17 protein-coding genes are annotated in these 21,370 nt (G+C 45.9%); 13 read left to right on the top strand and 4 right to left on the bottom strand.

Annotation, left to right across the window (positions count from 1 at the left end):
* Positions 1–86: 86 nt before the first annotated feature.
* From DC345_RS20685 to DC345_RS20655, 7 genes are all read left to right on the top strand, one after another.
* Positions 87–995: an ArsR/SmtB family transcription factor gene (locus DC345_RS20685; protein WP_258530735.1), complete on the top strand. Its 909-nt coding sequence runs from the start codon at positions 87–89 to the stop codon at positions 993–995.
* Positions 996–1,316: 321 nt separating this feature from the next.
* Positions 1,317–3,041, top strand: coding sequence for an ABC transporter substrate-binding protein (locus DC345_RS20680; protein WP_113054695.1), 1,725 nt, complete (start codon positions 1,317–1,319; stop codon positions 3,039–3,041).
* Between the two features lie 101 nt (positions 3,042–3,142).
* Positions 3,143–4,099 carry an ABC transporter permease gene (locus DC345_RS20675; protein WP_090898117.1) on the top strand — a complete coding sequence of 319 codons (957 nt, stop codon included), beginning with the start codon at positions 3,143–3,145 and terminating at the stop codon, positions 4,097–4,099.
* A gap of 13 nt (positions 4,100–4,112) precedes the next feature.
* On the top strand, positions 4,113–5,054 hold the full coding sequence (opp4C, locus tag DC345_RS20670; RefSeq protein WP_113054694.1) for an oligopeptide ABC transporter permease: 942 nt from the start codon (positions 4,113–4,115) through the stop codon (positions 5,052–5,054).
* Positions 5,055–5,063: 9 nt separating this feature from the next.
* A complete protein-coding gene (locus DC345_RS20665; RefSeq protein ID WP_113054693.1) occupies positions 5,064–6,047 on the top strand; it encodes an ABC transporter ATP-binding protein in 984 nt (327 codons plus the stop codon).
* Positions 6,040–7,005, top strand: coding sequence for an ABC transporter ATP-binding protein (locus DC345_RS20660; RefSeq protein WP_113054692.1), 966 nt, complete (start codon positions 6,040–6,042; stop codon positions 7,003–7,005). Before DC345_RS20665 ends, DC345_RS20660 begins: the two co-directional genes overlap by 8 nt.
* A gap of 224 nt (positions 7,006–7,229) precedes the next feature.
* Positions 7,230–7,721 carry a hypothetical protein gene (locus DC345_RS20655; RefSeq protein WP_113054691.1) on the top strand — a complete coding sequence of 164 codons (492 nt, stop codon included), beginning with the start codon at positions 7,230–7,232 and terminating at the stop codon, positions 7,719–7,721.
* Position 7,722: 1 nt separating this feature from the next.
* Here the strand turns inward: DC345_RS20655 and DC345_RS20650 are convergent, their stop codons facing one another.
* The 4 genes from DC345_RS20650 to DC345_RS20635 form a co-directional block, all read right to left on the bottom strand.
* Positions 7,723–8,691, bottom strand: coding sequence for a hypothetical protein (locus tag DC345_RS20650; RefSeq protein WP_113054690.1), 969 nt, complete (start codon positions 8,689–8,691; stop codon positions 7,723–7,725).
* Positions 8,669–9,259 (bottom strand): RNA polymerase sigma factor, encoded by a 591-nt coding sequence (locus DC345_RS20645; RefSeq protein WP_063563940.1) that lies wholly within the window; start codon positions 9,257–9,259, stop codon positions 8,669–8,671. Before DC345_RS20645 ends, DC345_RS20650 begins: the two co-directional genes overlap by 23 nt.
* A 213-nt stretch (positions 9,260–9,472) precedes the next feature.
* On the bottom strand, positions 9,473–10,705 hold the full coding sequence (locus DC345_RS20640; protein ID WP_113054689.1) for an aminopeptidase: 1,233 nt from the start codon (positions 10,703–10,705) through the stop codon (positions 9,473–9,475).
* Positions 10,706–10,788: 83 nt separating this feature from the next.
* Positions 10,789–12,021 carry an aminopeptidase gene (locus tag DC345_RS20635; protein ID WP_113054688.1) on the bottom strand — a complete coding sequence of 411 codons (1,233 nt, stop codon included), beginning with the start codon at positions 12,019–12,021 and terminating at the stop codon, positions 10,789–10,791.
* A 214-nt stretch (positions 12,022–12,235) separates the two neighbouring features.
* On the opposite strand from DC345_RS20635, the gene DC345_RS20630 reads away from it, so the two are divergent.
* The 6 genes from DC345_RS20630 to DC345_RS20605 all read left to right on the top strand — a co-directional run bounded on the left by DC345_RS20630 (position 12,236) and on the right by DC345_RS20605 (position 21,136).
* Positions 12,236–12,502 (top strand): hypothetical protein, encoded by a 267-nt coding sequence (locus tag DC345_RS20630; protein WP_181586674.1) that lies wholly within the window; start codon positions 12,236–12,238, stop codon positions 12,500–12,502.
* A gap of 185 nt (positions 12,503–12,687) precedes the next feature.
* On the top strand, positions 12,688–13,497 hold the full coding sequence (locus DC345_RS20625; protein WP_113054687.1) for an MBL fold metallo-hydrolase: 810 nt from the start codon (positions 12,688–12,690) through the stop codon (positions 13,495–13,497).
* Positions 13,498–13,711: 214 nt separating this feature from the next.
* On the top strand, positions 13,712–14,722 hold the full coding sequence (locus DC345_RS20620; RefSeq protein WP_113054686.1) for an aldose 1-epimerase: 1,011 nt from the start codon (positions 13,712–13,714) through the stop codon (positions 14,720–14,722).
* Positions 14,723–14,945: 223 nt separating this feature from the next.
* Entirely contained in the window at positions 14,946–16,334 is a 1,389-nt protein-coding gene (fumC, locus tag DC345_RS20615; protein WP_113054685.1) for a class II fumarate hydratase, read from the top strand.
* A 178-nt stretch (positions 16,335–16,512) separates the two neighbouring features.
* Entirely contained in the window at positions 16,513–19,257 is a 2,745-nt protein-coding gene (locus DC345_RS20610; RefSeq protein ID WP_113054684.1) for a CHASE3 domain-containing protein, read from the top strand.
* A gap of 256 nt (positions 19,258–19,513) precedes the next feature.
* A complete protein-coding gene (locus tag DC345_RS20605; RefSeq protein ID WP_113054683.1) occupies positions 19,514–21,136 on the top strand; it encodes a PucR family transcriptional regulator in 1,623 nt (540 codons plus the stop codon).
* Positions 21,137–21,370 lie beyond the last annotated feature (234 nt).

Genomic DNA, 21,370 nt, shown 5'->3' with positions numbered 1-21,370 from the left:
GGCTTTTTGTTTACCCTATAATCGTAGCATGCACGGCTGCAAACAGGGTATAATGGAACGACTTTGCAAGATAGGAGAGGTTGAGATTGAGCTATCGCATTGAGGTTGGATTTACGCCTGTATTTGAATTCATGGCCAGTTTGCATACATATATTTGCCGAAAATCGCATAAAAAGATTGATTTATCCATAGCCTGGGCGCAAGAAACAGAAAGGCAGCTAACCCCTGAGCTTGCTGCTGTCTTGCAAGAGATGAACGTGAATGATGATTGGAAATGGATGTATCTGCTTGTCTGTTTGCGAGTGGAAGCTGAGGAGCCAGAGGATTTTATTGAATGGTTCAGCCAACGAACAGTACTTGACCTTCATGACATTTTTAGTCGGTACAGTTTCCCGTATACGGATGATATCGCTGCTTTCCAGACCAATATGACCTATGTCCTAACGGGCTGGAATGAGCAATATTTTCGCTTGTTGGATCCCGTAATCCTACAACACCTGCGCCAGGAGGTTCTGAACTGTAAGGAACAGTTAAATCAATCTCCCCAGAAAGAGGTACTGGATGATGCGACCAACGGGTTGATGTTCCGGGACATGAAGGGGCTGGATAGACTGCTGCTTGTGCCACAATTTCATTTTCAGCCCCTAAATGTCATCCTGCATTTTGGGGATACTCTGTTGTGCCATTATTCCTCCAGATTGTATATGGGAGACCAGGAATATATTCCGACCCATCATTTGCGTGTGATTCGCAGCTTGGGAGAGAAGAATAGACTGAAAATCATGCGTTTTCTGCATCAGGGACCACGTTCGTTCATCGAAATTGTTCGTCACTTGAAGCTTTCCAAAGGGATTACTCATGACCATCTGTCCAAGCTTCGTGGAGCAGGGTTGGTCTATGCGCATTTTGAAGGAGAGAGCCTGGTTGAGTATTCACTTCGTGTTCATGCACTGGAGCAAATTTTACCGAATGTCATGAATTATTTGGAGCAATAACGTTTATCAAAATGTGGTTTTTAGAAAAAAAGTATTCCCTCGATACAGCCGTATGTTTGTTGTGGCCGAACTGAAATTTATTCAGGAAATCCGCGCAAAACATACGGCTATTTTATCGCTTTAAAGTGGATATTAATGGGTTTAATATAAATATTTTTTTGTGGTTCTCTATTTACAGAACCAAATGCGGTTCTTATAATAGGGCTTATCGAACTTATACCTTACTAATTTCATAGGAATTATATATATTCTGGATTACTCGGGAATTAGGAACGGCTGAGCGAGAAAAATATGGATTATTTACGAATTGGGGAGGATTTTATGAGAATGAAAGGTTTATCTGTGGCATCGTTAATCATCAGTAGTGCGATTGTGTTATCGGCATGTGCTGGAGGTGGGGGAGCAGAGACTACTACTGCTGGAAGCGGGACAACAAATTCGGGCACACAAGCGACTCCGGTTTCAGTAGCACTGGATGCACCCTTTCAGGCAACGGACCTGAATCAATTACCTGAGACGGCAAAAAAACGAACGGATACGGTGATTGTGGGACTTACGGATCCCAGTGGGGCTTTCACACCGTACTTCCATCAGAGTGGATATGATGGCAACGTTGCTTCATTGTTATTTGCTTCACTAGTGACCGTAGATGAGAAAGGTTTACCTGTTCCTGATCTCGCTGAAAGCTGGGATGTATCCGAGGATCAGCGTACATACACGTTTCATCTGAGAAAAGATTCCAAGTTCAGTGACGGCTCGCCGCTCACCGCAGAGGATGTCGCTTTTACATGGACCATTCTGCATGATAAGTCGTATGACGGGGGATTTGATATTTTCTCCACCAAGGTAAAAGGCGGCAAAGCGTATACCGAAGGAAAGGCAGATCACATTGAGGGTATTCAAGTCATTGATCCGTTAACGATCTCGGTCACGCTGGAACAACCAAACGCAACTGCTCTGCTTACATTGGGCTCAGAGGTGTTGTCCAAAGCCTACTACGGCAAAGACTATCAATTTGGAAAGCTTGAATACATTAAAAATCTTCATGCAGCACCTGTAGGCAATGGCCCTTACAAACTTGAAAAGTTCATTCCGGGTCAGGAAGTACGATTCGTTGCCAACGAATTCTACTACAAGGGCAAGCCGAAAACGGAGCACTTCATATATAAAACATCGGAAGGAGACACCTGGCAGTTTATTGAGACCGGAGAGATCGACTTCACTTCGTTCACGGCTACCCAGGAGAATATTGATAAGCTGAAAAACATCCCATACCTCAACCTTCTGCCTTACACACCAAGTACATACGGATATTTACAGCTTAATCTGGAGCATGAACAACTTCAGGAAAAAGAAGTACGGCAAGCCATTACCTATGGCCTGGATCGTCAGTCCATCTATGTGGACGCCAACCAAGGGGCAGGCGCTGTTGCCAACATTCCGACTTCACCAATTTCATGGTCTTATACGGAAGACGGCATTAATCCATACGCCTATGATCCGGACAAAGCGAATCAATTGTTGGATGATGCAGGGTGGGTGCCTGAAGCGGATGGCATCCGCGAGAAAAACGGGAAGAAGTTGTCCCTGCATTTCCTCGGAACGAAAAGTCCGGCCACGGATATCTTCATTGCTGTAGCCAAAGAAAACTTCGAAGCGATTGGTGTGCAGTTCCAGCCTGAAGTGTTTGCCGATTTCAACTCACTTGTATCCAAAGTGGAGGGCGGAGATTACGACTTGGCTTCCTTCTCCACCCCGATGTTAACAGATCCTTCAGACGGTGTGCTGCAATTTGTAGATGGTGAGCTGAAAGGGTACGACAATCCCAAAGTGAAAGAGCTGTACAACAAAGGACTGGCTACGACTGACATTGAGGAGCGTAAGGCAGTATACAAAGAGCTGTACCAATTGCTCAATGATGAGCTGCCTGTCATTTTCACCAGTTACAAAAAAACAGTCTACGCCTATAACGGTCGGATCGATGGGCTCTCTGTCAGTCCATACCGCGGGATTGCAACCAGCTTGCCGGAATGGTCTTTGAAATAAGCGGTTTTATGAATCAAGTAACATCAATACCGAAATAAACAAAACGTCCCTTGTGTTTGCGATGTCGCAGATGCAGGGGACGCATTGATAAGGAGCCTGATATGAGCACTTACATTGTGAAACGGATGACATACATGGTTCTTATTTTGCTGGCCGCTTCCGTTCTGATATTCAGCCTGTATGCACTTACCCCTGGCGACTACATCTCCAGCAACATTAAGCTGAGTCCAGAGCGCAAGGCCGAGCTGCGAGAATTGTATGGACTGGACAAGCCTGTTATCGAACGGTATCTCATCTGGATGAAAAATGCTGTACACGGGGACTTCGGATATTCATTGGCACAACAAAAGCCTGTGCTCGCGCTGTTCAACGAATATATCTGGAATTCATTCCTGTTAGCTGCGGTGACCACGTTCCTGACCTGGTTCATCGCGGTTATTATCGGTGTGATTGCTGCTTATAAGCAGTATTCGTGGTTCGATACTTTCGTGATGATAGGCATATTTGCAGCCATGTCCGTGCCATCTTTCTTTATCGGATTGTTTTTGATCAAACTGCTGGCGGTTGACCTAAAATGGTTGCCTCCAGGCGGCATGATGACTACAGGAAGTAATGCTACCGGTCTGGCCTATGTCAAAGAGGTGATTCAACATATGACCTTGCCTGTAATTGTGATGACTCTGCTTGGGGTAGGCTCACTTACCCGTTACTTTCGCAGCAACATGATTGATGTGATCAAGCAGGATTATATTCGGACAGCACGAGCCAAAGGTTTAAAAGAAAGCAAAGTGTTATACACCCATGCCTTGCGCAATGCTCTGCTGCCTGCGATAACACTGATTGGATTCGAGCTGCCGTCCTTATTCGGTGGTTCACTGATTATTGAGAAAATATTCAGTTGGCCCGGTATCGGTCAGTTATATATGCAGTCCTTCTCACTGCGGGATTATCCACTGCTGATGGGCTTTACGATGTTTATCGCCATCCTGACCGTCATTGGAACGCTGCTGTCCGATGTGCTCTATCACATCGCAGATCCGCGTGTCCGTTTGCAATAAGGGGGCTATAAACATGACAATCTCTTCATCGTCTGTAACGAGAAATGCCACAGAAGCTGCATTACCTTTAAAGGTTCCGGCCAAGTCTTCTTTATGGAAATTGTCGATCCAAAGACTGCTCAAGAACAGACTTGCTGTTGGCGGATTCATCGTGGTTTTGTTGATGTTTGTAGCTTGTTTCATTGGACCGCTGTTCTCACCATATACCGATAACAAGATCAATATGACAGCGATGAAACAAGGTCCTGGCATTCATCACTGGCTTGGTACGGATGCGCTCGGCAGGGATGTGCTTACCCGTGTGCTGATGGCAGGTCGTATCTCGCTCACTGTTGGTTTGGCTTCCATGGTTCTATCCGTATTTATCGGCTCCTTGCTTGGAGCCATCGCCGGATATTATCGCGGCATTGTTGATCAGGTCATTATGCGGATTGCCGATTTGCTGCTTACAATCCCGGGACTGCCGCTGCTGTTCATTTTCGGCGCGTTGTTATCGGATTGGAAAGTTCCGCCGGATTCCAGAATGTATATCGTCATGCTGATGCTCAGCTTTGTCAACTGGCCTGGTATGGCCCGAATGGTGCGAGGACAGATGTTGAGCTTGCGGGAGCGGGAATTCATGCAGGCTGCAGTTGTTCTTGGCCTGCGTGACCGTCGCAAACTGTTTCATCATCTTTTGCCCAATATCGTTCCACTTCTCATCGTCATGGCGACTCTGAATATCGGAGGGTCCATTCTCAGCGAATCGGTACTCAGCTTTTTTGGACTGGGTGTCATGCCGCCAACGCCTACATGGGGCAATATGATCGATGCGGCCAACAACATGATTGATTTTCAGCAGCATCCGTGGTTATGGATTCCGCCAGGGCTGTCCATTTTCGTGACCGTTATTGCCATTAACATATTTGGTGATGGACTTCGAGACGTATTAGATCCCAAACAGAAGAGAAGGTGAGCACGCCTCATGCAAAATATGATTGAAATTGAACAATTGGAGACTCATTTTTACTCGGAAGAAGGCCATGTCAAAGCCGTGGACGGCGTAAGCCTGAATGTACGAGAAGGGGAGACGGTGTGTATCGTTGGTGAATCGGGCTGCGGCAAAAGTGTAACCGCCATGTCGATTATGGGTTTGATCGAGGAACCGGCAGGCAAGGTGGTAGGCGGTGCAATCCGTTTTGGTGGACGGGATCTGCTCCGTGAAAGTAAATCCTCATTACGTGCCATCCGGGGCAACGATATATCCATGATCTTTCAGGAACCGATGTCCTCGTTGAATCCCGTGCTTAAGATCGGTGAGCAATTGATGGAGCCGCTGATTGTACACTTGAAAATGAGTAAAAAGCAGGCTCGCGCACGAGCGGTTGAACTTATCTCCGAAGTTGGTATTTCACGTCCGGAACAGATTGCAAACAGCTATCCGCACGAACTGAGTGGAGGTATGCTGCAGCGCATTATGATTGCCATTGCCATCTCTTGTAACCCGAAACTGTTAATCGCAGATGAACCAACCACCGCACTGGATGTGACCATTCAAGCGCAGATATTGGATATGCTACAACACATTAAGTCCCAGTCAGGAACTTCCATTCTGATGATTACGCATGACCTTGGCGTTGTAGCCGAAATGGCGGATTATGTCGTTGTGATGTATGCAGGTAAAGTAGTGGAAGAGGGGGAAGTTGTGCAATTATTTGAATCTCCCAAACATCCATATACCCAAGGATTACTACGCTCCAAGCCAATTATCAATCAAAGGCAGGACGAATTGTATTCAATACCCGGACATGTACCTGATCCACTATCCTTAAAAGATTGCTGCCATTTTGCTGACCGTTGTGAGCACTGTATGTCGATATGCACCACGCAAATGCCGACGCTCAAGCAGCTTGGACCTGGTCAGAGGGCTGCATGCTTTCTGTATGAGGAGGCATTGAGTCATGTCTGAACCTCTATTGGAAATTGAACATCTCAAAACCTATTTTCCAGTGCGCAAAGGCTTATTGAATCGTACAGTAGCCCATGTGAAAGCAGTCGATGATATCAGCATCACCATCCATGAAGGCGAGACGTTTGGATTAGTGGGTGAATCCGGAAGTGGCAAGAGCACCGTTGGCAGAACGATCGTACGCTTAACGGAGAAAACGGAGGGACAGATTCGTTTTCAAGGTGTAGACTTGCATCATTTGTCTATGCAGGAAGTACGGAAGATCCGTCCACAGCTTCAACTTATTTTCCAGGACCCCTACAGTTCACTGAATCCGCGCATTCGCATTGGTGATGCGATCGGGGAGGCTGTATTGGATCACGGGTTGGCGACCGCAAGCGAGGTGCGTGATCTCGTCAAGGAGGTACTCGGAGCCTGCGGATTATCAGCTTATCATATTGATCGTTTTCCCCATGAATTCTCTGGTGGACAGCGACAGCGGATTGGGATTGCACGAGCTTTGATCTTGAATCCAAAACTGATTATTGCAGATGAACCGGTATCTGCACTGGACGTGTCCATTCAGGCTCAGATTATCAACCTGTTCAGACGGCTTCAGCAAGAGCATGGCCTTGCTTACTTGTTTATTTCGCATGATCTGAGTGTGGTGGAACATCTGTGTGACCGTATTGGAGTGATGTATCTGGGCTCCATGGTCGAGACGGCCTCCAGAGATGAGTTATTCGGCAATCCACTGCATCCGTATACAAAAGCCTTACTATCAGCTGTACCTGTGCCAATTCCGAAATTGAAACGGGAACGCATTGTTCTTAAAGGGGATATCCCCAGTCCGGTGAATCCGCCAACTGGATGCAAGTTCCATACACGTTGTCCATGGGCAGAAGATATCTGCAAGCAGCAAATTCCAACGTATCGGAACGTTGGAGCGGATCATTTTGTAGCCTGTCATTTGGTCTGAAGCATGTGAGAGTAATTTCATATCAACGGTATCTTATGGATACGTAATGGAATTATTTAGGTTTCATCCATTCTGTATGTGTTCATTCGAAGATTCATCAAAGGACAAAAAGACGCTACCGACAAGTAAGTCGGAGCGTCTTTTATTTTTTTGAAACCTTCTAACCACTACATCCGTTTAATACTTACACAAAATCAAATTTGGAAAATGAAGGGTGGATACATATGCGGAAATTAAGAATAACGTCCATGCTGAAAGTCATGATTGTTGCAGCACTAACGGCACCCATAATTCTTGCGCTACCCACCGAAGAGGTTGCTGTTGCCAGTCCAAGTATCCAGCCTCACGCGCTTACTCCACCGCCACCGCCTTTGGAACCAAGTATTCATGCACTGACTTCCCCAAAATATATTTATCAGGCAGAGGGGACGGTTACACCTGGAGGGGGGCTGACTGCGGTTGTAAATACAACAACAACAACTTTCTCGGAAATGAAATCGCTGCAAGTCGATTATCGACTTGAACGTTGGACGGGATCGGCCTGGATTCTCTATCAATCCGGTTCCAAGAAGAAAACCCAAACGCAGACCCTGAATGCCCAATCGAGCTGGACCGTGATAACCGGCTATTACTATCGAGTCGTCAGTCTTCACACGGCCGATGATGGGGTCAAGCCTGAGACGACAACACATATTTCAAGCAATGTATTATTTTAATTTACTTGCGAGTACTACCAGGAAATTTTTGTTCCTGCAGGTCGTTGGCAATGGCAGTCATTTCTTCTTCCGAAACGGTTCCGAATAAGCTCATATTGACAGAACCCATCATCCATTGAAAGGTATTATAGGGGGGACCGAGGTACATAAATGCATCGCTGCCATCAGCCAATTTGACGATACTTGTTTCGCGAAGCATGGGCCCCTCAATGACCTGACCAGGCGAAACATAGGCATAATCAAACTGAATGACTTCTTCTTCACCATTTTTGCCTTCGCCACTATAACGAACCCTCATTCGTTGAGATTCGTAATAATCTTCCGGATTGACGGGATTGAGGGTATCCAGCATGAGCTCAAATTTGATCTTTGTAAACCGCTTGGGAATCGCATTTGATAACAAAAAATCACCCATAAATCCCGAGCGTGCTATTTTCTTTGTTACAACAATAGGTTCAAGCAAGTGTGATGTCTCATAGAAGGGGAGAACAATATCTTCATCCTCTTCTGGTTCGTCTCCAGAATAGAATTTGGGAGCTTCATTAACTCCACGTTCAGGAGGTGGAGGCGTCTTGGCAGTCGACGGATCGGCGCCTAGTTGGGTGGTACGATCCTCAATAACAATGGATTTCATCCCATTGCCCCATTCCTTGATCGATTGTACAAAAGGGGAGACGGCTTGTGTCCCAGTCGGCATACTGAAGATGACGGCGCCAATGGTCACGGACGCAGCAACAATAACAGATAAACGTATGGTGCGCATTCTTTTCTTGCGTGCGCCAACCCGGGCAATTTCCTTTTGAACTCGGAGCCAGGATTGACGCATAGGTTCGGTGTTGGAAGCAGGGGTGGCAGATGCAGCCTGATGGAAGGCTTCCTCAAAAGCCATATCAAACGCGGCATCGAAAAAATCGTCTTCCAGCTCTGAATCGAATGAATCAATATGCTTATCGGACTTGCCTTTGCTCAATACTTCCACCCCATTCCTTATGTAATTTCTTTTTGATACTTCCGCGGGCTCTGAACAAACGTTGCTTAACAATTTCTTCGGATGTATCAAGGAGATCGGCCATTTCCCGATAGGAAAGACCCTCTTTCCAGCGTAGCTCCACAAGTACACGGTATTCCGGCTTAAGCTGTTCCAAATAGAATTCGATGGATTCCTGCATCATTTGAGTCTCCACCGTGCTCTCCACGGAAGCGGCCGTCTGATTAATTGTCTCCATATCTATAAAAACACTATCCGTATCCAGTTGGTTACGGTTATTTTTATTTTTTCTCAGATAATTAATGGCGGTATTCCGTGTGACAACCTTCAGCCATGCTTTCAGTTTGACTTCGTTGTCGAAGAGAGGTTTGTTTTTAATGATTTTAATAAAAGCTTCCTGAATGATATCTTCTGCTGCTGCACGTTCTTTGATGATGTAAACGATGAGACCATGTACCATATTATAGTATTCGTAGTACACTTCTTCTTGAAGCTGAGGGCCCAAATTATGGAAATCTGAGGCTAAGAGTAATTGGAGCCGATTGGCCATGATGTTCTCCTTTCTGGTGAACAATCCACAAACATTGGTATCATTTCATTTTACAACATTATATGGAAGCGATACAATGGGAGGTTAGTCCGACAGAAGTAGAAAAAGTATAGCCGAAATAGAAAGAGGCCGCCTCACTAACCACTAAATCATGGTCAGTAGGGCAGCCTCTATGAGTTACTTAATAATCGCAGAATAACAGGTACAAATGGCTTAGAAAGCCCAGTCACCGTTCAGGAAGATGGCTTCACGCTCACCATTCGCTGTCACGCCATAAATATTCGTTTCCGGCGATCCCATCATGAAGTCTACGTGAGTAATGCTGGAGTTCATGCCGCGAGCTGCAAGCTCCTCGGTTGACATGGTTTTGCCACCATCGATATTGAAGGCATAGGAACTACCGATAGCGAGGTGACATGAAGCGTTCTCATCATATAGCGTTGTGTAATAGAGAATACCACTTTCCGAGATTGGAGAATGGAAGGGCACCAAAGCGACTTCACCGAGATAATGGGAACCTTCATCCATATTGATGAGTCTTTCTAGTGTATCCTGACCTTCTTCGGCGTGGAAATCAATGATGCGTCCTTTTTCAAACGTAAGAGAGAAGCGATCAATGATACTTCCGCCATAACTGAGTGGTTTGGTGCTAGACACTTTACCGTTCACCCCAAATTTGGATGGTGCTGTGAATACTTCCTCTGTCGGAATGTTGGCCACAAAACGAGTGCCTTGTTCATTAATGCTGCCCGCTTGTGCCCAAATGTGCCCTTCAGGAAGATCAACGGTAAGGTCGGTTCCCGGTGAGACAAAATGCAGAGTTTTATATTTTTTGCTGTTCAGGGCAACTGCTTTGTGCTCCAAACGCTCAATATGCTGCTCCCAAGCCGCTACAGGATCTTCCAGATCAGCTCTTACAGCAGCAAAAATGGCTTCCCAGAGCTGTTTCATCTGCTCAGCAGGGGGAAGGTCAGGGAATACTTTGGCGGCCCAATCCGGCGAAGGACAGGCTACTCCTGTCCAGCTCATTTTGTCTGCCTGCTGGTACTGACGATATTTGGACATCGCCTGACCGTATGTACGCTGATGAGTGGAAATGCGTTCTGGATCGATGCCTTTCAACAGGTCCGGGCTGGATGACAATACGGTCAAGAACGAAGCATTGTTCGCTGCCAGCTCCTCAAGCTCAGCAGCATGCCATTTCGGCGGATCTTGGAAGGAATCCTCAGGCGCCATTTCAAAGCGCAGCCGATTGACAGTTTCGTCTCCATATTTGACGATAACTTTCTTTGCTCCGGCCTCGTAGCCTTTGCGCACCAACAAACGCACAAATTCAGCTGTATCAATCATCGCGCTAATAACGAAGATTTGCCCGGGCTGAACGTTGGCTCCGACTTTTACGGCCAGTTCAGCATAACGATCCAGTTTTTGTTCAAAACTCAACATATCAAGTTCCTCCATATCATGAATGCCCCGCATACGCAGGAAAAGAGAGGAGTGACCCTCTCTCTCATTTACACTATTTTAAATTAGAAAGCCCAGTTGCCTTGCAAGAAGATTGGCTCTTCGCTACCTTCGGAAGTGACACCGTGAATGTTCATTTCTCCTGATCCAATCATGAAATCCACATGAGTTAGACTGGAGTTCATGCCATGGCTGATCAATTCCTCTTTGGACATCGTTTTGCCGCCTTCCAGGCAGAAGGCATAGGCGTTACCGATAGCCAAATGGTTAGATGCATTTTCATCAAAGAGGGTGTTGTAGAACAAAATATTCGTATCTGAAATCGGCGATTGATGTGGAACGAGAGCTACTTCACCCAAATAATGTGCGCCTTCATCCATTTCGATCAAACTTTTCAATGAATCAAGTCCTTGTTCAGCAGTATAATCGACAATTCGACCATTTTCGAAAGTGAGGGAGAAGCCGTCGATCAGGTTGCCGCCATAACTCAGTGGCTTGGTGCTGCGAACTGTACCGTTAACTCCAGTTTTCAGTGGAGCAGTGAAAACTTCCTCTGTAGGCATATTGGCAACGAAGACATGTCCCTGCTCATTAATACTGCCACCGGAAACCCACAGATGACCTTCAGGAAGCTCGATAGTCAAGTCTGTACCTGGGGCAGTATAGTGAAGCTTTTTGTATTTCTTCTCGTTAAGCAGATCAGCACGGGAGTCGAGATTCAGCAAATGCGTTTTCCATTCAGCGACAGCATCCTGCTCACCAATGCGAACGGTTTTGAAGATGACATCCCACAATTTATCAATTTGTTGCTCGGCTGGAAGATCAGGGAATACTTTGGCTGCCCATTCAGGGGAAGGAACTGCCACAATGGACCAGCTGAATTTGTCTGCCATCTGATAGGAACGATATTTCTCCATCGCTTTACCACGAACCTTCTGACTAGTCACGATCCGTTCCTGAGGAACACCTGCAAGCAGGTCCGGATTTTCTGCGATCACATGCAGAATGGCGGCACCTTCTTCTACGAGTTCGGTCATTTCTCCTGCAAACCATTTTGGTTCAATGGAGAAGGATTCCTCTGGTGCGAGATCATATTGGAGACGTGTAATCACCTCATCGCTCCAGTTTACTTTGACCAGCTTGGCACCTGTGCCATAAGCGGCTTTGACGATCAGGCGTACAAAATGTGCTGCCGAGATTGGTGCATTCACGACGAGAGTCTGCCCAGGATGGACATTGACACCGACTTTGACAGCCAGTTCGGCATATTGTTGTAAATTCGTTTCAAAATTGTTCATGCTATTTTTTCCTCCAATTTGGTATAATGTCGTAGCTGTTTGTTATTATAGTCCTCATTACAGGTATGTAAGGAGTCAGTAAGGTTCCCTTATGGAATAAGGTATACGTTGCTACGATATATATTGTACAATTAACCAATAATAATTACCAAACTAGGTTTACCATAAATTGTGGAGACCTGCAACTGATGAGAGATTAAAGGAGAGAACGATTGTGAATATTGAGATTATTCGTGCAGAGATGCGTCGTGAAGATGAAAAGAATTTTGTAGGAAATACCGTTTTTCGTGCAGAAGGCGAAAAGTCCGTTTATGAGATTACGTTTATGAGCAAGAACGGCAAGGATTGGGATTATAGTCTGCATTTCACTGAACAATCCGGTGATGAAGATGAATTGCTGCGTATGGACGAGCTGCTGGAAAACGATGACGATATGTACAATCAGCTGCTTGATGCGGCACTGGACGCTTACCCAGCATAATCGGACCGAGAGGTTCTTGTTCTAATATGGAATGAAGCTGATTATACTAGACGGTGTATGCCTGAAACAGGGCGTCCATCGTCTATTTTATTTGGAAATAAAGAATGGTTAATCCAGAAAAGGGAAGTCTATGACAGATGAATGGAACCAGAGAGACAATCCGCCTGAATGGGAGGTAACCGTGAATGGCATCTGACAATCTGATTACAGCAGGAATGACGGGACTTGAAGAAGTCGCACACGATATCCTCAGTCTGCGTACACTGTTCGTTAATGTTGTGTTCATTGGGGAGCCTGGAAGCAGGAACTGGGTACTCGTGGACACTGGAATGGCCAGTTTCACTGATCAGATTCTTCATGTTGCAACTGAACGCTTTCCTGGTCCACCGTCTGCGATTATTTTGACACATGGTCATTTTGATCACGTCGGGACCGTCATCGAACTGGAACAATTCTGGGGCGTCCCGGTGTACGCACACCCGCTGGAACTGCCTTATTTGACAGGTGTGAAGGATTATCCTCCGGCCGACCCAACTGTTGGTGGCGGTTTGATGGCACGGCTGTCATTTGCTTACCCTAATGAAGCTATTAATCTGGATGATCGGATATTCAGTCTGCCGGATAATCATTCCATCCCAGGTGTTTCTGGCTGGGAATGGCTGCATACACCAGGTCATACACCGGGCCATGTGTCGCTATTTCGAAAAGAAGACCGTACACTGATTGCGGGAGACGCGATCGTCACTGTGAAACAGGAATCGCTCTGGAGTGTGCTGCTTCAGGACAAACAGTTGCACGGTCCACCCGCGTATTTCACGACGGATTGGGAAGCGGCTCATCGCTCAGTTCAGCATATTCGTCGACTGCAGCCTATAGTTGCTATTACCGGGCACGGACATTCCTTAACCGGAGAAATGCTGAGAGATTCGCTGGAGCGACTCGATCTTGATTTTGAACAGACCGCCGTTCCGGATCACGGCAAGTATGTGGATTAATAGAGCAGATGCCATACATGGGTATTCCATTGAAATCTGGAATGATTCCATTACGGCAGCATAAGGGGATGGAGACAGCCGCGGAGCATCGTAGCTGTCTTTTTTGTTGTTCCATCATGAATTTGTTCTCTATCATAGATTGGTATTTTGTGCCCGGTCATGATATAGTCGAGCCGTATAATATAACCTTAGTATGCAGGAGGTACATATAACGATGACACAGCAAAATGCAGCTTTCGAAGAACAATTTGGTGGTATACCAGCCGTCTGGCTTCGTTTTAATCAATTCGAAGCGGCAGTTATTCCGAGCGTGGGTGCCAACCTTGTCGCTTTCCGTGATACAGAGCAGGGATTCCGTTATTTGCGTGAGCCGGACCAGGAACATATGGACGAATTTATGGCTGCACCTGCCGTATACGGTATTCCGATTCTTTCCCCACCAAATCGTTATGAGGATGGTCGGTTCCCATGGAGTGGTGAAATCTATCAATTACCTGTGAACGAACCGGCTACAGGTAACCATCTGCACGGATTTCTGCATGATGCCGAATGGAAGGTTGAAGGCTACGGATCTAACGAGCTAGAAAGTTATGTTGTGCTTAGTCAGGAAGTGAAGGAAGGACATGAGTTCTACAAATACCTGCCATTCACTTTCACAGTGACACTCCGTTACTCGCTAAGTAGTCTGGGACTTCAGCAACAATTGAATGTCCGCAATAACGGGAAGGAACGTATGCCGAACCTGTTCGCATTCCATACAGCCATTAGCGTACCTTTTGCACCGGAAAGCCAGGCATCCGATTACACGGCCAAAATAACGATTGGTCAGCGTCGTGAATTAAATGAACGTTCTTTGCCTACGGGACAATTTCAACCGCTTACACCAGAGGAAGAGCAATTAAAGGGTGAAGGTGTTAGTCCGTTTTTTGCAGCCATGGACAACCATTACACGGCAGAACCGCAGAATGGGCGTAACTATATGGAACTTACTGATCATCGTACTGGAGACAAGCTGGTATATGATGTCGGCACGTCCTACAAGCACTGGATGATCTGGAATAACAACATGTCGGGCGGCTTCTTCTGTCCTGAACCACAGATGAACCTTGTTAACGCCCCGAATGTACAAGGCATTCCTGCTGAAGAGATCGGTCTGATTGGTCTTGAGCCAGGGGAATTATTTGAGCAAACCAGCCGTCTTTATCCGATCAAAGCGCAAAAATAAATACTCAAACACTTTGCGTCACGCTTACATTTTTGTCGAAAAGGTGAAAATCGGACAGGCAATCATGTATAATATGACAAGATACACAAGCTTTGCTCATAAGAGCATTTTGCATAAATGCCAAAGTTCACTTTGGAATCACTCAATGCAAGATGCTGTGAAGAAAAGAATGTATACGTATTTTTGTAGAGCCCAAACCATCTTTTTGGAGGAGGAAAAGCAAGTGGAATACCGCATTGAGAGAGATACGTTAGGTGAAATGAAAGTACCAGCCGACAGGCTGTGGGGAGCTCAAACGCAGCGCAGCAAGGAGAATTTTCCGATTGGTCGCGAGCATATGCCGATGGAAGTTGTACGTGCTCTTGCCATTTTGAAAAAAAGCGCTGCTGCCAGTAACCATAAATTAGGTAAATTGTCCGCTGCCAAAGCCGATGCAATTGCTTATGCCGCAGATGAAATTATTGCAGGTCGCATTGATGATCATTTCCCGCTCGTGGTATGGCAGACGGGTAGCGGAACACAGTCCAACATGAATGTAAACGAGGTCATTGCCAATCTGGGTAACCAGCTGCTGGAACAAAAGGGCAAGGAAGAACGTCTGCATCCGAATGATGATGTAAACATGTCCCAAAGCTCCAATGATACATTCCCAACGGCTCTGCATGTTGCAGGAGTACTTGCTGTTGAAGATCAACTCTTGCCGGCAATCGCGGTGCTGAAATCCACTTTTGCAGACAAATCGGAAAATTTCAAAGATATTATCAAAATTGGACGTACTCATCTTCAGGATGCAACGCCAATTACACTCGGTCAGGAAATCAGCGGCTGGGAAGCGATGCTCGATAAGAGTGAACGTATGATCCGTGATAGTGTGAATTATATGAAAGAACTCGCAATTGGTGGTACAGCTGTGGGAACCGGAATTAATGCACATCCTGACTTTGGTGATTATACTGCCAAGGAAATTGGCAAGCATACAGGCAAGGATTTCGTATCTGCACCTAACAAATTCCACGCACTTACAAGTCATGATGAAGTGGTCTATGCTCACGGTGCAGTTAAAGCGCTTGCAGCTGACTTGATGAAAATTGCCAATGATGTTCGCTGGCTGGCTAGTGGCCCACGCAGTGGTCTGGGAGAGATTCGTATTCCGGAGAACGAACCGGGCAGTTCCATTATGCCGGGTAAAGTGAATCCAACCCAGAGCGAGGCGATGACCATGGTGGTTACGCAAGTAATGGGGAACGATGCGGCGATTGGCTTCGCGGCAAGTCAGGGTAACTTCGAGTTGAATGTGTTCAAACCGGTTATTATCTACAACTTCCTGCAATCTGTTCAGCTTCTTGCGGACTCCATCGTTGCATTCAATGATAAATGTGCGGTGGGCATTGAGCCGAACCTCGGTCAGATTGAACACAATTTGAATAACTCGCTTATGTTGGTTACTGCTCTTAATCCCCATATCGGTTATGAGAATGCAGCCAAAATTGCCAAGCTCGCGCATAAGGAAGGACTGTCTCTGAAAGAAGCAACATTGCAGACCGGTCTGCTTACGGAAGAGCAATTCGATCAGTATGTTGATCCAGCGAAAATGATTGCACCCAAAGCCTAATCAGTCATTATCATGCGAACTTCATTCCAATAAAAAAGCGACCTGCATACGCAGGTCGCTTTTTAGCTCATGAGGTCTTTGAACTAATGCTTGTCAGTATATACGTATACATATAAACTACATATGCGACTGTTTTTTTTATTGATCGGAATTGTTTATTTCATTGGAGGTTTCTGCGTTGTCGAAAAAGAGAAGATTCACGATACGCTCCAAAATTTTATTGGGCTATCTAATGGTTGTGTTGTTATTTGGTGCCGTTTTGCTGGTGTTATCTGCCCAAATTGATGCATCGCAGAAGGAAATCGATTTTATAAGCCACCACGACCTGGAAGTGCATAACCTGACCAATGCAATTGAGAAAAATGTTCTGAATATGGAAACAGGACAGCGGGGATTCATGATCACCGGGGAAGAAAGTTATTTGGAGCCATACAATCAAGCGCTTACCCAGTGGAACTCCAATTATGCCGAACTGTATGAGCTTGTTAGTGATAACCCATCCCAGCAGATGACTCTGGAAACCATCAAAACTCATATTGTCCGCTGGATTGATGTTGCCGGTTCAGCCTCGGTGGCCCTAAAGAGACAAGGAGATCAGGAGAAAGTCATTGAATTTTTCCATGCCGATCCAGGGAAAAGTGAAATTGATCTGTTAAGATCCGAGTTCGAGAACTTCCGTAATACAGAGTTGCGACTGACGGAAAGCCGGGTGACCGAGCTCGCAGTACGAAGCTCCACATTGCTTACTATTATGTATACCCTTTGGGCTGCCGTTGCCGGACTATCTGTAGCCGCAGCGCTAGTCATTTCGGGCAATATCGTCAAAACTCTTCGTGAAGTCAAACATACCATCAGCGACATATCTCAAGGCGGCAATCTCACACAGCGTATTATTGTCCGTACACAAGATGAGGTCGGTGATTTAGGTAAAGAGACGAACTTATTGCTGGACACGGTACAGGAACAGAATCGACTTAAGGATCGGGTTGCCAGCATAGCTACACTCCTGCAGAACCCTACAAGTTTGGAGGGACTGTCACGGTTGTTCCTAAACCAAGTCGCGATCCTGCTGGAAGCCCCTTATGGCGTTTTATATGCGATGAAAGAGAATCGTCTGATTCGTGTAGCTGCGTATGCAGCAGATGGAGAGAAAGAGCGTTCCCTCGGTAAAGTATCCGTTGCACCGGGTGAGGGATTAGTCGGTCAGAGCGCGATTGAGAAGCGAGTTTTGCAGATGAACGACTTGCCTCAAAATTATATTCGCATCTCATCGGGACTTGGTGATGCGTCAGCTGCATCACTCACGGTAGCTCCGGTGGTATTTGAAGGTAAAACAATAGCTGTAATCGAACTGGCTTCCATGAAGCAGATCGAACCAAAGGAAACAAAGCTGTTAACCGAGCTCATAGAAATCTTCGGTGTCTCGCTTCATTCCACCGTAACACGCATGGAATTACAGCATTTGTATGATGAATCACAGGTGTTGAATGAAGAATTACAGACACAATCGGAGAAACTGCAGGCACAGACCGAAGAGATGGTGTCCCAGACGGAAGAATTACATATGCAGACAGAGGAACTGCACATGTTGAACGAGCGGCTGGAAATGCAGAAAAATGCGGCTGAGACATCTGCTAGCGAACTTGCAGAAGTAGCCGATCAGTTACGGACAAGCTCTGGTTATAAGTCTGAGTTCCTGGCGAATATGTCGCATGAACTGCGTACCCCGCTGAACAGCATGCTGATTCTGTCCGAGATTTTGACTGAAAACAAACATCAGCACTTAAATAGTGAGGAACAGAAATATGCTTCGGTGATCCATGCATCAGGTAAGGACCTCTTGAACCTGATTAACGACATTCTCGACCTTTCCAAAGTGGAGGCAGGGGAGATGGAAGTGGATTTGGATGATGTCTATCTTGGAACCCTACCGGAAGCGATGAATCAATATTTCCTGAAAACGGCGGAGCAAAAAGGAATTGATTTCCGGATTCAGCTTCAAAGTCCTCTGCCGGAAACGATTGTTTCCGACGAGATGCGGTTACACCAGATTTTACGGAATTTGCTCTCCAATGCATTTAAGTTTACCAATGAAGGGGAAGTAGCCTTAACCATCTCCAGAGTGAGTCTGTCCAATCCTGAAGCGAACGGAGCAGAGACCGATGTTATAGCCTTCTCGGTTAGTGATACCGGGATTGGCATTGCGGACAACAAACTGCTGCAGATCTTTGATGCTTTCAAACAGGCAGATGGGGCCACAGCTCGAAAATACGGGGGAACCGGACTGGGACTGTCGATCTCTCAATCCCTTGCCAATCTGTTGGGAGGATCAATCTCGGCAACAAGTCGTGAAGGACAAGGAAGTGTCTTTACCCTATTCCTCCCGCTTAGAAGGGAAGAGCCTGAGGTTGTGCAAAACTCCAGATTGTTCTTGAACGAGGTTGCCGTGACTGCTCCTGAAACCAACAAAGCTTCAGGTGAGAATTCAACAAAGGTCGAGATGTTTCTGACTCCACTTGAAGAATCATTATTGAATGGCCGCCAGGTTCTTGTTGTCGATGATGATATTCGAAATGTATATGCCTTGGCCAATGCCCTTGAACAGTATGACATGAAGGTGATTACAGCTCAGAATGGCTACGAGTGTCTGGAGATGTTAGAGAGCGGAGAAGCGAATCCGGATATTATCTTGATGGATATCATGATGCCAGAGTTGGATGGGTATGAAACCACTCGCCAAATCCGTGAGAGATTAAATCTCAAGCAGCTCCCTATTATTGCTTTGACTGCCAAAGCCATGAAAGAAGATCGTGATAAATGTATAGCGGCAGGAGCCTCAGATTATATTAGCAAACCGCTCAATATGAAAGAGGTACTGTCCCGGATGAAATTGTGGCTGAGTCACGAAACATTGGGAATCTGATCCTTTCCGTTTGTAATTCAACATGTATCAACTCGAAAAATAAAACCTATGCCAGTTGCGCAACGATTGCTGCAATTGTGTCATGGGTTTTATTTTTTTTCATGTAAGCTATTCAAAAGAAAATGATGTTATAATACTTAACAACATTCAAGGTTTATTTCAATAAAATGGTTAAAATCAAGTGTTACACCTTTTCTTAGATCCGGATAAAGGATATAAACTGCTTTACGCGTTATATATATGGGAGGTAATGTCCATGCAGCTTACGGTTAAAGAAGCTTTACAGGTGTACCCGTTGTCTGAGGCCAGACTGGTTGCAGGTGGGGAAGGGACTTCGCGGATGATGAAATCCGTTAACGTCATGGACGCTCCAGATATAGCGGATTGGATCAAATCCGGAGAACTGCTGTTCACAACCGCATTTATTATGAAAGACAACGAGACCGATGCACTTCGTTTGATGCGCCGTCTGAACGAACGTGGTTGTGCCGGATTAGGCATTAAATTGGGCCGCTTCTGGCAGGCCATTCCGCAAGGAATTATCGAAGAAGCAGATCGACTGCGGTTGCCGCTGCTGGAACTGCCGTTCCAGTTTACATTTTCGGATCAAATGAATGCGTTATTCAAGGCTGAACATGAACGCAGCAATCGTTTACTGCACGAGGTGGTTCAAAAACAGAAAAAATTGATGCAGTTTGCATTGCAGCAGCAACAGCATCGGAATGTATTTGCCGAACTTGCTACCGTGTTAAATTATCCACTTGCGGTTATTGGCTCCCGCGGCCATGTGCTGTATGGAAGTGAAGGCATTTCAGGAGATGCAGTAGTACAGGGTTGGCCCTGGAAATCCGTCATGCACCGTGTGAAATGGAATCAGGGAAGTTGCCACCGGGTACCTATCAAGCAGAATGATGAAGAATACGGATTTTTACTCGTCTTTACAGACTCGGCGCTGTCACTTAGAGCTGAAGAAGAATTGTTTCAGCAGGCCGCGGATGTCCTGGCCTTCTATATGGATATGACCTATCGAGAACACATTAACCCCACGGTTCAGGATGAGATGCGCACGCTGTTAACCCAATATCTAGATAACAAAATGACGGTAGATGAACTCACCAAACTTAGCGAGAATAAAGGCGTTCATTTGTTCCAGGGGACTTATCAATGTGTGTTGATCACGCTGGAGCCATCTGTTTTTGCAGAAGGGAAGCTGCTGAAGCAGATCCATCGCGAGTTGCAGTACAATCCACTGATGCAATTCACGGCCTCGCAGCATTTTCAGATCGAAGATGGCATATTATCCATCTATACCTGTCCAACAGGGCGGGATTATGGAGAAGAATTATCAGCATTCCTGCTAAATCGGTTCAGTGATGTTCTTGCAGCACAGGAAGCTAAGGGAGCATCTGCACCACGGTTCTGGATCAGCAAAATGAAGCATGAACCGAAGTCGCTGCGCGAGGCCTATCAGGAATGTCTAGATACGCGTCAACTGGCTCGCCGATTTGGTATGAAGGATCGGGCTCTCCAGTTTGAGATGCTGGAATTCGCCTATGTGTTCCAACATGTTCCGGATAACATCATGGAGAATTACTGCAATAAAGTACTTGAGCCCTTATTGGCTAGGGATGGTGATCCCAATCAGGTGCTGATGAATACATTGGAATCATTTATCGAGAATGATGGACTCATTAACGAAGCTGCCAAGCAGCTGTTTGTGCATCGAAACACTGTTACCTATCGGATGGAGAAGGTCGGAAGTTTGCTGCAAATGGACTTTAAGAAGACGAATGATCTTTTGAAATTAAAGCTGGTGTTCACCTTCCGCAAGTTTGTGCGGGATAAAACCTCGGCAAGACCTCATTCGCAGCATCATTAATCGGTCGACAAACCTTAATACTCATATCCAGTTATGATCATAATCATTATCCCTAACAAGGTTTGTGCAGCATAACAATGAAGCAGGCATGTCAGATAAAACCGTACTTCCCTTGAGGAAGTGCGGTTTTTTTGCGCTTTTCATTACATTTGAACAACCAAATCCCGTGCACTACTAACAAATCACATAACTGATGTTATGTTATATTACAAAATTGCGTAAATATTGTTGTCG

The sequence above is a fragment of the Paenibacillus taichungensis genome, assembly GCF_003287275.1.
GTDB lineage: Bacteria > Bacillota > Bacilli > Paenibacillales > Paenibacillaceae > Paenibacillus > Paenibacillus taichungensis_A.
This window is presented reverse-complemented; position numbering and strand designations above follow the sequence as displayed.